Here is a 13,265-nt window from a genome sequence, read left to right as displayed (position 1 = left end):
CTTACTGCCTCGCCTGCGAGACCGATGTCAGCAGCGTGTCGGTTGTCACATCGCCGACGAGACGGGAGCCGTTTGCCTCTGCTGCGTTCCGGTTGAAGAAGATCATGGTCGGCGGGCCGACCACGGCAAGATCGCGCATCAGGCCCTGACTGGCCTCATCCAGTGCGGTCAGATCCACCTTGACACGCTGGAAGTCATCCAGTGCGGCGACGACTTCCGTGCTGGAAAAGACGTCGCGTTCGATCGTCTTGCAGATGACGCACCAGTCGGCCGTGAAATAGACCAATGTCGGACGCCCGTTGGCAGAGGCAATCGCCCGCTCGACCTGCGGCGTCGAGTTTGCCTCAGCGAATGTCATCTCGGCCTGGGCGGTCTGCTGGCCCGCACCGGTCATGGCGAGGTGGGCGAGCGGGTGTAGCGGGTCGGTCCCGCCCGACGCCGCCCCGATCGCCAGGATGACGCCGCCGAGGGAAATCCCAAGTCCGGTGGCCTTGCGGAAGCGTGGCCAGGCACCCGCATCGACCACGAGCCGATCAGCGACGCCAATGAAGACCGCAGCAATCAAGAGGAGGCTCGCCCAGAGCGCGAGCGTCACTTGTGGTGGCAGAATTCGTGAAGCCATCCAGATCGCCGCACCGAGAAAGACGAAGCCGAACGCGTATTTGACCTGCACCATCCACGCCCCCGCTCGTGGCAGGGCGCGGCTGCCCATCGTACCAAAGGCGATCAGCGGAATGCCTTGACCGAGCCCGAGGGAGAACAGCGCACCCGCACCGAGCCAGGCGTCACCCGTATGTGCGATATAGAGAAGGGCCGCCGCGAGTGGCGCGGTGACGCAGGGACCGACGATCAGTGCCGAAAGGAAACCCATTCCGGCGGCTCCCCCCACTGAGCCGCGCGTGCCGGCTTGGACGCCCGCCATCCGGCTGACCCAGACGGTTGGCAGTTGCAACTCGAAGAGACCGAACATCGACGTCGCGAGCACCACGAACAGCGCCGCGATGGCGCCAATAGCGTATGGCGATTGCAACACCATCTGGAGGTTCTGGCCGGACCATGCCGCGACGATGCCAAGCATGCCGAACGCAGCGGCCATCGCCAGCACATAGGCTGAAGACAGGATGAAGCCGCGCCGCGCCGTCAATGCCTCGCCCTCGCGCGCCAGGGTCGCGCTCAGGATCGGATACATGGGCAGCACGCAGGGCGTGAAGGCGAGCAGCAACCCGAAGGCAAGGAAGCTCACGATCACCCAGATCGCACCGCCGCTGGCAAGAAGCGAGCCGACCATGCCGCCGCCCTGCGTGTCCTCAGCCAGGCTGAAGCCGCCGTTCCCGGACCGGTCGCCGGAGGCGACCGGAGCTGGAGCGATGCCGAAGCCGACGACGGGCTCGGAAACCTGAAGGTTTGCCGTGTTGACGGTCAGGGTCAGCGGCGGATAGCAGATCGAATCCTTTTTGCAGCCCTGATAGGTGACTGCGACCTGCCCGGGCGCTTCGGCGCCGAGACGTGCCATCGCTTCGAGATAATAGACCTCTGAAGGACCGAAGTTGGCATCCTCTGTCTCCACGACACCCGGTCCAGTCGAAAGCGGGACCGCCTCGCCGGTTGTTATGTCCTTCGCTTCCATATGGTCGCGATAGAGATAATAGCCTTCCTCGATCTCCCAACGGAGCTGGATCTGCTGATCCGCATTCCGCTCCACCGAGAAGCGGAAGGCTTCCTCAGCTTGCAAGAGGTCCTCCTGTTGCGCCGCAGCGGGCAGAGACAGGAGGGCGAAGAACAGGCCGGCAAGCAGGCGGAGTATGGGCATTGGGGACATGAAATTACTCGGATGGTCGCGATCGGGGATGTATCAGGATGCTTCGCGAGCGTCTGCGACAACCTGGCGGAAGCCATCCTCATCGAGGGCGGAGGCGACGAGAAACCGACCGATCAGAAACACGGGCGTGCCGCGCAGACCGAGCCCCTCGGCCTGCGCGTTGTTGCGCTGAAGCACCGCGGTAATCTCAGCGTCGCGGCGATTGGCTTCAGTCTCAAGATCTGCCGTGTCGAAGCCGGCGCCTTCCAGCGCCTCCCGCATCCGCTCTTCCGGCACACGCGAGCCTTCGATACCCATCAGCGCGAGATAGGCGTCCTCGTAGCGGTTCTGATACCTGGCCGCCAAGGCCAGCTTTGCGCCATAGACAGACGACTGCGCGAGGATCGGCCAGTCCTTGTAGACATGGCGCACATTGCCATCCGATTCCAGCACCGTATTCAGCGGCTCGACGGTGCGCTTGCAGAACGGGCAGTTGTAGTCAAAGAACGAGACGATCGTCAGGTCGCCGTTCGGATTGCCGCCGACCGGCGCTTCCGGATCGTTCAGGATCATCTCGGCTGACATGTCGTCCGCGCGCACGGGTATGGCAAGGCCGGCGGCAGCGAGCGCCGCCAACCCCGAGAGCAAGGTCCGCCGGCTCATCTCACTGCGGAATGGTGCCCCCCCGATAGCGAAAGGATGAGGTATGGGTGTGCGGGGGCGCCGATCGTGCATGGTCGAAAGCTCCAGATCATGGATATTGGAGCGAGCGCACTCTCCCGAGCTTAAGGCAGCCTTAAGGACCGCATCGAGCCGGAGATCGATGGCAGGTTGTCCCGGACTCCGGACTATCGGGTGAACGGCCGCAATCGCCGCACGAGATCGCGCCTGCTGAACGATCCGACTGAACGGGTGCCGTCATATTCCCGTCCGGTGGCTGCATCCACGATGAAAAATGTCGGCGGGCCGCTCGCTCGAAGGTAGGATAGGAGCTGGCGGTTTCTTTCGTCCATGGCGGTCACATCCACCTTGACGAGAGGGACCGCCTGGAGCTGTTGCAACACAGCTGGATGGGCGAGGATTTCCCGCTCAATGCGGTGACACACCGCGCACCAATCCGCACGGATGTCGATAAGCGCGAAGCGATGCGTCCGGGCGAACTGCTCCAGCCTCTCCTGGTAGGAAGCGACATCTGTGACCATTGCAGCCCGATTGGCGGCGGCCAGCCCAATGGGTGCCGTCAACAACCCTACCGGCACCACCAAGCCGCTGAGCAGAAGACCGCGGCGGGTCCATTGGCCATTCATGCGTTGAGCATCACCATCGATGCCGCATCCGACATCTGCCGTAGACGCTACGGCGTTGTTTGTTAGAAGTCGCGTCCGCATCCTAGTCTCCTTCTCAGGACCGGCGGCAAAGCGGGCGTTCCTTAAGGCCCGCTTAAGGGTGAAAAAAAGTGGTCCTCGCCTGCAACGCAAGCCCGCGATTCCAACCCTGTGCCCGACCCGATCGACAATGTGTTCGGCCGGATCACTTGAGCCGCAGGTCGGCGCCTGAGGTCCATGCCGCATCGCTATCTGCGGCCACGCTTGCCTTAAGCTGCCCTTAAGCCAAGCATCGTGCTGTGCGACTTGATCGATCGTAAAGCAGAGAGCATACGAAACGTGAGTAAGCTACCGACACCCGCAATCGCGCGGCGCGCTTTCCTCATTGGCGCCAGCGCAATGACCCTCGCCGGATGTGTTTCCACGGGGCAAACACCGCAGGTCGCGCAGCCGGTCGCGCCGCCCCCTCCGCCGCCGACGCCCCCGATGTATTACGCACTGCTGAACGAGCGCTTCCCGATCCCGGAAGTCGACGTTTCCAAGGTCGATCCGAAATGGTGGCGGACGGAAGTCGACTATCCGACCGATGAACGAGCCGGCACCGTCATCGTCGACACGCCAAACCGCTATCTCTACCACGTTCAGCCCAACGGCCGCGCAACCCGATACGGGGTGGGTGTCGGCAGGGACGGTTTTTCGTGGGCTGGCCGAGGGCGTCATATCGCATACAAGCGGGCATGGCCACGCTGGACTCCTCCCGACGAAATGGTCGCCCGCCAACCCGAGTTGGAGCCCTACTCAATCGCCAATGGCGGCATGGACCCAGGGCTGGAAAATCCACTTGGAGCACGCGCCCTCTACATTCATGAAGGAAACCGGGACACGATTTACCGCATCCACGGAAACCCGGAGTTCTGGACGATCGGCCAGGCGGTTTCATCCGGATGCATCCGGATGATCAATCAGGATGTCATCCACCTCGCCGACAACGTTCGCGACGGGAGCCCGCTGGTCGTGATAGCCGATCCGGCTATGGACCATCTTCTGGTGGGATAGCTCTGTCGCGCGACAAGAAGCTTACGCTCCCTGCTGGGCGCTACCTCCTTGAAAGATGAATTGGCTGCCCCGCACCAGATGAAACGGGTCAGGCGGAGTTCGCCATCACCGCTTGCAGCCCCCCACTGTCGCGGTTCTGAAGTCGTAGCCGCCAGCCACTCCGCCCGAGCGCCATTTCGACGATCGCGAGGCCGAGACCACTGCCGACCGGAACTTTGTTGCGGCCGCGAAAGAAGCGTTCGGTGACGCGGGCCAACTCTTCGTCGGGAATGCCGGGACCATCATCCTCGATGATAATCCGGCCATCTTCGGACGGGCCGGCCACACGGCACCGTACGACGCCTCCGGGCGGCGAATGGTTCACTGCGTTCTCAATCAGGTTCCTCGCAGCAAGAGCGAACAGATCCGGCTCGATATCCAGCTCGATGCGGTCAAGATCAGGGGAAATCTCGACCTCGACACCCCTGGCCGGATCGGCCAGTTCGTCCGCGAGCGCTCTCAGTATGCTCCCCGGCCGTACCTTACCGCTGCGCTCGCCCTGGTCGAGGGCTTCAACCGCCGACATATCCAGCAATTGCCGAACGAGCCGGCCGGTACGGTCGACACCGACCACGATCTGACGCAATGCTTGCTCGCGGATCGTGCCATCACCGCTCGCAAGCGCAACCTGCGCCTGCGTCTTGAGGCCAGCCAGCGGCGTGCGCAACTCGTGGGCGGCAAAGGCGGTAAAATTGCGCTCGCGTTCCCGAAGCCCGGCCACGCGTGCGAAGAGTCCGTTGAGCGATTGCAGGACGGGTGCGATTTCTCTGGCCGTTTGCACGTCCTCGATCGGGCTGAGGTCGGAGGCGTGTCGTGCTTCCAGATCGCCTGCGATTTTTCTGAGCGGCTCGAGGCCACGCCTGACGCTTAGCCAGATCAGGATGGCAAGAACCGGCAAGATCAGCAGGGCCGGCAGGAGAAGGCCACGGATGACGTCGTTCACCAACCCGTTACGGATACTCAGATTGTCACCGACCAGAACGCGGACACCGCGCTCGGCATTGGTGATTGCGTAAACCCGCCAGCGCTCACCGTTTATCACAGTCTCGGAGATCCCGTCGGTGTGCTCGGACATTGCTTGATCGGGCGCCGCATCCGAGCGTCCGATCAACGTCCCTTGCAGCGACCATATCTGGCACGAAAGCTGGCGATCATAGGCGCTGTGTGTACGCATCGGCAGATCAGACCTGATCGTCTGCGTCGGATCGGCGGCGATCTCCTGGCTGACGATCAATGAGGAGACCATCCGGCCTGCTTCCATCAGCCGCGCGTCGAGAACCCGTTCCACCTCGGCGCGCGTGGAAAGGAAAATCCACACGACCGCCGACAGCCAGACGAGGCCGGTGGTCAGAGCGAGGATCAGGAACAGCCGTTTGGAGATCGACGGCATCACGGTTCGTCCCCTAGGCGATAGCCGATCCCACGGACGGTTTGGATTATGCCCGGTCCCAGCTTGCCGCGAAGATGATGGATGTGGACCTCGACGGCATTGCTCTCGACCTCCTCCTGCCAGCCGTAAAGCTTCTCCTCAATCTGGCTTCGCGACAGGATCTGACCGGGATGGATCATCAGGGCATGCAAAATCGAGTATTCGCGCCGGGACAAACGGATGGGTTCGCCCAGACGTTCGACATTCTGGTTCGCCGGATCGAGGCGCAAGCCCCGCCATTCAAGCACTGATCGCGGGCGGCCCGCTGCGCGGCGGACGAGCGCGCGCAGCCGCGCGGCGACCTCGTCCAGATCGAACGGTTTACCGAGATAGTCGTCGGCACCGGCATCCAGTCCGTGAACCCGGTCGGCGACCTGATCACGCGCAGTCAGGAGGAGCACAGGTGTGGCGTCCTGCCGCTCCCGCAGGGATCTCAGCACATCCAGGCCGGAGCCATCGGGAAGCATCAGGTCGAGCACCAGCGCATCGAACTCATGGTTCGTCAGAGCTGCGGCGGCTTCTTCGCAGGTTTCGACCGCATCGGCGGTGAAGCCGCCAATCGAAAGGCCCACCGTCAATCCGTCTCTAAGGACGGCATCATCTTCGACTATCAGCACGCGCATGGTTATCACCCGAGGTTCTAGGTCGCATTTCTATACGAGGCTTAAGGCAGCCTTAAGGACCGAACTTGAGCGTGCCTCGATATTGTTCAGTGATCGGGCACCCGTGTGCCAACTTTGCAAGCTCGTGGGATGGCGGAGGGCGCTGCCCGGCGTGTCCGGTCTGGCGGACACAACAAAATGCAACCGAGCTGATCCGTCGTCCTGGCGCATTGAGCTGCAAACCCGCCGATGTTTATCCGGCATTATCCGGCTTCCCTACGACTGGCCATTTCTGCTTTCGCCGTGCTTCAGGATCACGCATGTATTCCCGTGCATAGAAGTGATCTAGGGGCCGTAGTCTATGCCGACTGTGATCGAATGAGCGCAATCCCAGCTCAGCCATCCAGTTGTCACTCGGCCCCCTCTCAAGGAGACCGCGATGACAGAGAACAGATTTCTTACCCCTGAAGAAGTCTCAGAGCGTTATCGTGGGAGCGTTTCTGTTGGTACACTGAGAAATTGGAGAGCAATGCGCATAGGTCCATCCTTCGTAAAGATCGGCAAAGCTGTCCTCTACCCAGCCGGCGAGCTTGAAGCTTGGGATGAGCAGAACAAGGTACCCTGCCGTGCCACAGGACGAATCAACGTGCAGACCGAGGACTGAACGTGATGATCACGGCTGGACACGGATAACATACCCCTGTTAACGTCCCCTCTTACCAGAATCCTTCATGATTTCTGTTTATTTACAGTCAGATACTTAAATTTGTCGTGTGTTCCACAACTATCCCGCTCGATACCCCATGGGCATTTCGGGTCACGCATAGTCCCGGACGATCACGGAAATAACTGATTTTATTAGCTTATTGTCGGCCACGTCCGGACGGAGTGGGATGATAAATTACCAGTTTTCTTCGAAATGAAGCCACAATAAGATTTCTATACTTCTTCAGCAAACTCAATCACTTAAGAAATTCCGTACTGAGTTCACCGTCTCCCAAACCTCGGATAAGGTGACGCTGTCTGACCGCCAGAACCTTGACCTCGTTGGAGCGGAATCTGGCCTTAGTTAGGTAGCCGACGTCCACGCCGCATCTGTCCTAGTGGACGATAGTTCGGTTTTGCGTCTGCGCTCTTGCAAGGCCAGACTCGGCACTGGAAGCGCGCTAAGCCCGACGACATATTGCCACCGGGCTTACCGTTACGACCTGCCAGATATCCAGTTCCAGATCCGACGCCAGAAGCTTGGCGCCGCCTTCACAGGAGCAGACTGAACAGAAGGTTCAATCTTTGGCGCCTGCCCGTAAAACTGTGTTTTGGCAGCGCGATCACGACGACGCTCTGCTTCAACCTGCTCGTCACTCCAAGGGCCGGCTTTAATCACCTTGCCGCGATCGATCACGTAGTGTGACCGGCACTTCAAGCTCCAATTACCGATCGACGGCCGAAGCGAGACGGTCTCGCCGTCGAACGTCATCTTCCAATCGGTCGGCGTGAAGGGCGCCACAACCTCCTCGCCGCAACCGCAGCAGCAGCTATGGGCCGATGTCGCATATCCCATCGAAATATAGAGGACGCCTGGCTCCAGGCGTTCAGGAATATGTTCGAGGAAACGATGATCGAGTCGCTTGTGACGCATCACCCAAGGTCCCCATTGATCAGCATGTTGCCATCGGTGGTGTAGGTGCAGTGGTGCTCGCGCTCGAGATCGCGATAGAATCCGCGGATCTTCTTCCACTTCACGACCGCGAGGACGGCATTCAAGGCGTTGAGATCCGCGACTTGAATGTTGGACGCGTAGATGTCCTTCGCGCCGCCGCCAGCGAAGGAGATGCGCTGCCGGGCGTGATCCCGCTTCTCCGGCGTGCTGGCGGTCACCCGCAGGATGCCGCCGAGCGATCCCTCATCGAGCTCAAGGCCCATACCGACATCGACGAACGCGGCACCAATCGCCTCGAGCTTCTCGACGATCAACCGCTTCGCGTCACCCGCATCGAGGGACAGGAATGCGAAGGTGATGCCGTCAAGGAGATGGATGTTGTCGACGCCGAGCGCGATGTCGTGCGCCACAATATTCCGATGCATCCGGCTGTAGATGCGCTTCAGATAGTCAACCTTCTTCGGCGCTTCTCGCAGTTCCTCCAGACTCGGAGCACCCGGCGCGCGAAACGCGTTGTGGGTCAGGAACTCGTCGCTGTCGAAGAGTCGAATTTCACGAACCGGCGTCTTGGCGACGAAATCCAGAATGTAGCCGCCGGTGCCGCCGCCGCCGATGATGGCGACTCGTTCGTTGATGAGCCGTTCGGTCAGGACGCCAATTCCGACACGGTCGGAGGCGGTCTCGACGTAATTGAAGACGATCTCTTCCTCTTTTTCCGGCTCACGGAAGGTACGAGCCGTCGCGCCGGGCTTCAACACCGCAGCCGGCCCCGCAATGATGTTCGCGTAGCTCGTCATCTTATGGTGGTAGTCGGCGTACCCTCCATCCGGTTTGCTCGAGAAGCTGTGCGTCGCCTTCAGGCCATGGCCGAGATCGAAGGCGCCTGCCGCGTGCGAGATGCCCTGGATAGGCGAGCCATCGGCGTGGCACGGAAAGTCACCGTCCCAATGGACGACGTGGGTGTCGGGGGTGCGCGTGTGATCTCCGGCCAGCGTGAGGCTGGAGATGAGAGTGCCGATGCGCACCTCCCGGCGCGCATCGACGTAGGGCACCTCGCGCATAACGAGATGTCCACCCTGCTGCTGGACGAAGTAACCCTCATCCAGCAGCCGCTTGAGGTCCGGATTAAGACTGAACAGTGCGCGTGACATTGAACACCGTGCCCTTCTTCTTGACATCGACGGAGCCGCCAGCCCCGAGCTCACCAGCGTGCGGCGTCGATGCCGCGTGCCGGTAAGTCATCGAGAAGACGACGTTGAGCTCGTGCTGGCCCGGGAAGGCGAGCTGGACGATCTGCTCGAACGTGACCGTGCGGGCGTTCACCGTGCGCGGCCGCGAATTGACGACGATCTCGAACGTCAGCCGCGCGGTGATAAACCGCTCGATGCCGGGCTCGGTCAGATCGATCAGGTCACCATGTTCGACAAGGCGATCTTCGCCGCCAGGGACTTCGAGGAAGACTCCCTCGCCTTCACCCGGCTTAGCGAGGCCATAGAGGATCGTGCCGCTGATGGCCGGTTTGCCCCAGCGCAGCTCGTCGTCGTTGAGGGTCAGCTTGAAGTCGCGATCGGTCTGAAAGACGATGAATCGCTCGGCACCGCGCTCACGCAGGTCGAACGGCTCGTTAAGCCTCACATCCTCGAAATCGCCCGAGGGCAGGATCGCGAAGAGGCTGTAGCCGTCCCGCGGGTCGAGCGCCGCGGCCTCAAGCAACTGGCGACCGAGCGGCACGGGATCGCTCACCACGCGGGACTTGAAGTTGAGATCGCCCTGCGCGAGGAGAAAGCGATATTCCCGCGCCGGACGCAACGCCCGGCCTTCGCGCAGGGCGTCGCCGAGATCGTCGTAATCAAGAAGTTCTTCGGTAGTCATAAGATTGGATCCTTAGTTTCTTCCGAGGCGACGCCGCGGCTCTAAGGGTCCAATCGGAGCGAGGTCGGCCGACCGGTAAGGTCAGGCGAACTTTTTTTTCAAGGGGCCGTCCGGGGTCTGGCCGCAGATGAAGAAGGCCGGACAGTTCGGGCAGGTGCGCGACGAAACCTGGGCCGGAAACCGCCCCGCCCGGATGTCGCCGAGAAACTCTACGAGCTTGTCCTTGCGCCCCTTCAGCTTCCGATCCGACAACGCGATGGCATGCGTCTCGCCGTCGGAAAGATGGACAAGCTCAGCGACAGCGCCGGGCGAGGCACGTTGGACCGCCAGCATCAGCGCCGCCGCCCCGACATCCTCGCTCTCGGCCGACCGCATATGGCCCGTGCGAATGTGACGTACGGCACGAACGCCGTCCGGCCGCACCAGCACCTCATCCGGCCGAACCACGATCTCCTCGCCGCCGAAATTGAGGCTAAGCGCAACGGGCGTTTCGACAGCCGCGCCAGCGCGGTTCGATAGGAAGAAGCGCAGCATCGCAAGGGCCAGATCGCGAAATTCCGCGCGATAGCCATGGTCGCCCAGACCTCGATCGGCAAGCGCCGCGTCGGTGCGATCCTCCAGGTCCCGCTCGGTCACGGGCTCGTTTGCAGCGATCACCACCTCGACCACCACGCGAACCGCCTCGTGCAGATGCATGAAGGCAGTCGCGGTCCGCCGGCCGCCGACCTGCAGGACATGCGTGTAGAAGAAGCGGCGCGGGCAGGATTCATAAAGAGCGATCTGCGGGGCGCCGAAGCGTAGCCGTCCGTCGACTATCAAATCGATTTCCCGAGCTTCCGCGGCCACGGGAAGCGGCCGCGCCGGCACGACCGAGCGGCGCGTCAGGGTGCCCCCGAGACGGTCGAGGAATGGCGACAGCGGTCGGTTGTGGCCGTTGCTCTTCTCGGTCGGCGCATAAAGGATCAGGCGGTCGCGGGCGCGCGACTGCGCCACGTAGAACAGACACTCCTGCTCCTCGGCCTGACCCGCGCGGAACGTCTCGATCGCGCTGCCTTCGGCGCCTACGATCATGCCATCGGGCGCCGGACAGGGCGGTGCCGGCGGCGTGCGTGGGATCGTATCGCTGTTGAGCCCAGGGATATGAACGCCGCCAAACTCCAAGCCCTTGGCGCCGTGGATAGTCATCAGCCGCACTGCGTCGAGATGTTGCGCGGCCGCCGGCAACTGACGCAGATCGCGATCGTCGCCGAGCCGGACAAGCCTGCGCACTCGATCGAGCAGGCGGGTGATGGGCAGCCCGCGTCCGGCCGGCTGCCCCCGCACGAAGTTGAGGAACTGCCAAATCGCGATGCCGCGCGTGCGATCGGCGAGGTCCGCCGACGTTACGAACCGTGCAGCAATGCGCGTGCGATCAAGCAGCAGCATCGCGAGCACGGTCCAGGGCGAGGCCGTCTGATCGAACCCGTCGAGCGCAGCCGCGAGCCCGACAAGGGTCCGTCGCCCGCCGTCGCTCAAACCGGGGATCGTCTCGCCATCCCGCAGCCAACTGGCCGGCGCATGCCCGGCCGCCCGTAGATGGTCAAAGACCGCGGCCACATCGGCGAAGCTGGTGACAAAGTCCGGCCAGCAGGCAATGCGCACCAGGCCCATGGCGCGCCGGTCGACAAGGATCGAAAGAAGAGCCAGAAGATCCTTGACCTCCCCCCGCTCGAACAGACTGCCCAGAAACAGGACCGGCACACCCAGCCGTTCGAGGTCCTGACCGATCGTCGACAGCTTTTCGTTACCGGTGCATAGGACTGCCTGCTCGCGATAGGCGTAGCCCTCGCGCCGGAGTTCCTCGATTGCATCGGCCAAAGCGACCTGCTGCAGCTCGGCGCGCTGGACCGTGCGCAGCTCCGGCCTATGTCCATTAGCTTCCCTAACCGCTTCGAGGCCGCTGTCCGCGTCGCCCGCGCGCATCGTGATCGCAAAGCCGGAGAAGCTGGCAACGATCTCAGGCACCGAACGGTAGTTGCGCTTCAATCGACCGCGCTTGCCGCCGGGGAAGTCCTCCTTGCCGAACCGGGTCATGTTGAAGGATGAGGCGCCGCGAAAACGGTAGATCGACTGCTTGGCGTCACCGACCATCCAGAGATTGCGGCCGTCAGGCCGTAGCGCCCTCAGCAACCGGACGCTGCTGCGGTTCACGTCCTGATACTCATCGACCAGGACATGATCATATCGCGCCTGCAGCGCCGCACAGATGGCCGCGTCCTTTTCGAGCAGTTGCACTGGCAAAGCGACAAGATCGCCGAAGTCAATGCAGTGCGCGTTGCGCTTGAGCTGTTCATAGGCGGCATAGACACGGGCCACCTCGACAGCGCGTTCTGCCGCTTCACGCGCTTCCGGATCACCCGCCTTCGCCAACATGGCATCGGCGAGTCCGGCGTAGGTTTCAGCGTCGACTACCTCGTCCTTCGCCCGCGAGACGGCGGCCAGCATGTCAGCGATGATCTGGGTGGGATCATAGAGGTTGCGGTAGTGCGCGAGCCTCAGCCGCGGAAACTCCTCCTCGAGGAGCTCGACCGCCTCGGTCCTATCCATCATCCGCGGGTCTTTCGACAGGCCGAGCTCCGCGTGGAAGCGACGGATGATATCGAGGCCGAAGGCATGGAACGTGCCGATCCACATCGCGGCCGCCGCCTCGGGCCGCTTGCGCGCGATCCTTTCGGCCATCTCACCCGCCGCCTTGTTCGAGAAGGTTAGGAGCAAGATACGCCTGGGATCGATACCCTCTTCCAGAAGGCCTTCGACACGCGCGATCAACGTCTGGGTCTTCCCGGTGCCAGGACCCGCTTCCAGCAGATAGGCTTCCCCGCGATGCGCCGCCGCCGCCGCTTGCAGCGGATTGAGCGGCCGTTCGACGTGCGTTGCCGCCGGCGTGGGCGGCACCGGCGGCAACAGCAAGGCATCGAACAACTGCTGCGCCACGACCTCGAACGGCGCCCCGAGTTTTGCAGCGATCTCAGAAGCGGAAAGGCCGCCATCCACATGAAGCGCCCGCACGACGTTTCGCGGGATCAGCAGTTCGCGCGCGAAAAGATCCATCTGGACCTCGCGACGCTGCCTGCGCCCATAGTCGATCACCCGATCGATCCCGACCGGCGACGGCTCGGCCGCGCGGGCCGGATCAATCGCCGGCGCGGGCTCACCTTCGGGATCGTCGCCAAGCTCTACATGGCCGATCTCATGCGCCACGAGGAAGGCCTGCTCGAACCTAGATCCGATGTTTTCATGGAGGATCAGATCGTCGGCGGCGACAAAGGTCGCGCGGCCACCGTTGAGGACAGCCGCCCCTGCCGCCGTTGGCTCGACGTCGATCCCTCGCCACTTGGCCTCAGCGACAGCAAAATCATAAGGCGACCAGGGATCGGCGCCGGATGCAACGAGGCGAGCGTGAAGCTCAGCGGCGACTTGCCTGGCGAGCTCCACACTATCCATG

Annotated in this window: 11 protein-coding genes; 2 read left to right on the top strand and 9 right to left on the bottom strand. The window is 62.4% G+C overall.

All coding sequences use genetic code 11. The features are described from left to right. Position 1 precedes the first annotated feature (1 nt). The 3 genes from dsbD to IOD40_RS07450 all read right to left on the bottom strand — a co-directional run bounded on the left by dsbD (position 2) and on the right by IOD40_RS07450 (position 3,186). Positions 2 to 1,819 carry a protein-disulfide reductase DsbD gene (gene dsbD, locus IOD40_RS07460; protein ID WP_233713885.1) on the bottom strand — a complete coding sequence of 606 codons (1,818 nt, stop codon included), beginning with the start codon at positions 1,817 to 1,819 and terminating at the stop codon, positions 2 to 4. Between the two features lie 33 nt (positions 1,820 to 1,852). After that, positions 1,853 to 2,461, bottom strand: coding sequence for a DsbA family protein (locus IOD40_RS07455; protein ID WP_198475890.1), 609 nt, complete (start codon positions 2,459 to 2,461; stop codon positions 1,853 to 1,855). Positions 2,462 to 2,646: 185 nt separating this feature from the next. Further along, positions 2,647 to 3,186 (bottom strand): thioredoxin family protein, encoded by a 540-nt coding sequence (locus tag IOD40_RS07450; RefSeq protein ID WP_198475888.1) that lies wholly within the window; start codon positions 3,184 to 3,186, stop codon positions 2,647 to 2,649. Positions 3,187 to 3,432: 246 nt separating this feature from the next. Between IOD40_RS07450 and IOD40_RS07445 the strand changes: the two genes are divergently transcribed. Next, a complete protein-coding gene (locus tag IOD40_RS07445; protein WP_198475966.1) occupies positions 3,433 to 4,179 on the top strand; it encodes a L,D-transpeptidase in 747 nt (248 codons plus the stop codon). An 88-nt stretch (positions 4,180 to 4,267) separates the two neighbouring features. Here the strand turns inward: IOD40_RS07445 and IOD40_RS07440 are convergent, their stop codons facing one another. Beyond that, a complete protein-coding gene (locus tag IOD40_RS07440; RefSeq protein ID WP_198475886.1) occupies positions 4,268 to 5,608 on the bottom strand; it encodes an ATP-binding protein in 1,341 nt (446 codons plus the stop codon). Continuing rightward, positions 5,608 to 6,270: a response regulator gene (locus IOD40_RS07435; protein ID WP_198475884.1), complete on the bottom strand. Its 663-nt coding sequence runs from the start codon at positions 6,268 to 6,270 to the stop codon at positions 5,608 to 5,610. The genes IOD40_RS07440 and IOD40_RS07435 overlap by 1 nt, the downstream gene beginning before the upstream one ends. A 418-nt stretch (positions 6,271 to 6,688) precedes the next feature. On the opposite strand from IOD40_RS07435, the gene IOD40_RS07430 reads away from it, so the two are divergent. Beyond that, positions 6,689 to 6,913, top strand: a complete 225-nt coding sequence (locus IOD40_RS07430) for a helix-turn-helix transcriptional regulator (RefSeq protein WP_198475882.1) — start codon at positions 6,689 to 6,691, stop codon at positions 6,911 to 6,913. A gap of 537 nt (positions 6,914 to 7,450) precedes the next feature. Here the strand turns inward: IOD40_RS07430 and IOD40_RS07425 are convergent. From IOD40_RS07425 to IOD40_RS07410, 4 genes are all read right to left on the bottom strand, one after another. Continuing rightward, positions 7,451 to 7,888, bottom strand: coding sequence for a DUF6527 family protein (locus IOD40_RS07425; protein ID WP_210336819.1), 438 nt, complete (start codon positions 7,886 to 7,888; stop codon positions 7,451 to 7,453). Continuing rightward, the gene (locus IOD40_RS07420) at positions 7,888 to 9,060 is read right to left on the bottom strand and encodes a ThiF family adenylyltransferase (RefSeq protein ID WP_198475878.1); all 1,173 of its coding nucleotides are present in this window, start codon (positions 9,058 to 9,060) and stop codon (positions 7,888 to 7,890) included. Before IOD40_RS07420 ends, IOD40_RS07425 begins: the two co-directional genes overlap by 1 nt. Next, positions 9,035 to 9,781 (bottom strand): multiubiquitin domain-containing protein, encoded by a 747-nt coding sequence (locus tag IOD40_RS07415; RefSeq protein WP_198475876.1) that lies wholly within the window; start codon positions 9,779 to 9,781, stop codon positions 9,035 to 9,037. The genes IOD40_RS07420 and IOD40_RS07415 overlap by 26 nt, the downstream gene beginning before the upstream one ends. A gap of 81 nt (positions 9,782 to 9,862) precedes the next feature. Further along, the gene (locus IOD40_RS07410) at positions 9,863 to 13,264 is read right to left on the bottom strand and encodes a UvrD-helicase domain-containing protein (RefSeq protein WP_198475875.1); all 3,402 of its coding nucleotides are present in this window, start codon (positions 13,262 to 13,264) and stop codon (positions 9,863 to 9,865) included. Position 13,265 lies beyond the last annotated feature (1 nt).

The organism is Aquamicrobium zhengzhouense (genome assembly GCF_016124105.1).
Taxonomy (GTDB): domain Bacteria; phylum Pseudomonadota; class Alphaproteobacteria; order Rhizobiales; family Rhizobiaceae; genus Aerobium; species Aerobium zhengzhouense.
Note: the sequence above shows the minus strand (reverse complement) of the source record. Positions and strands in the feature narration are given on the sequence as shown.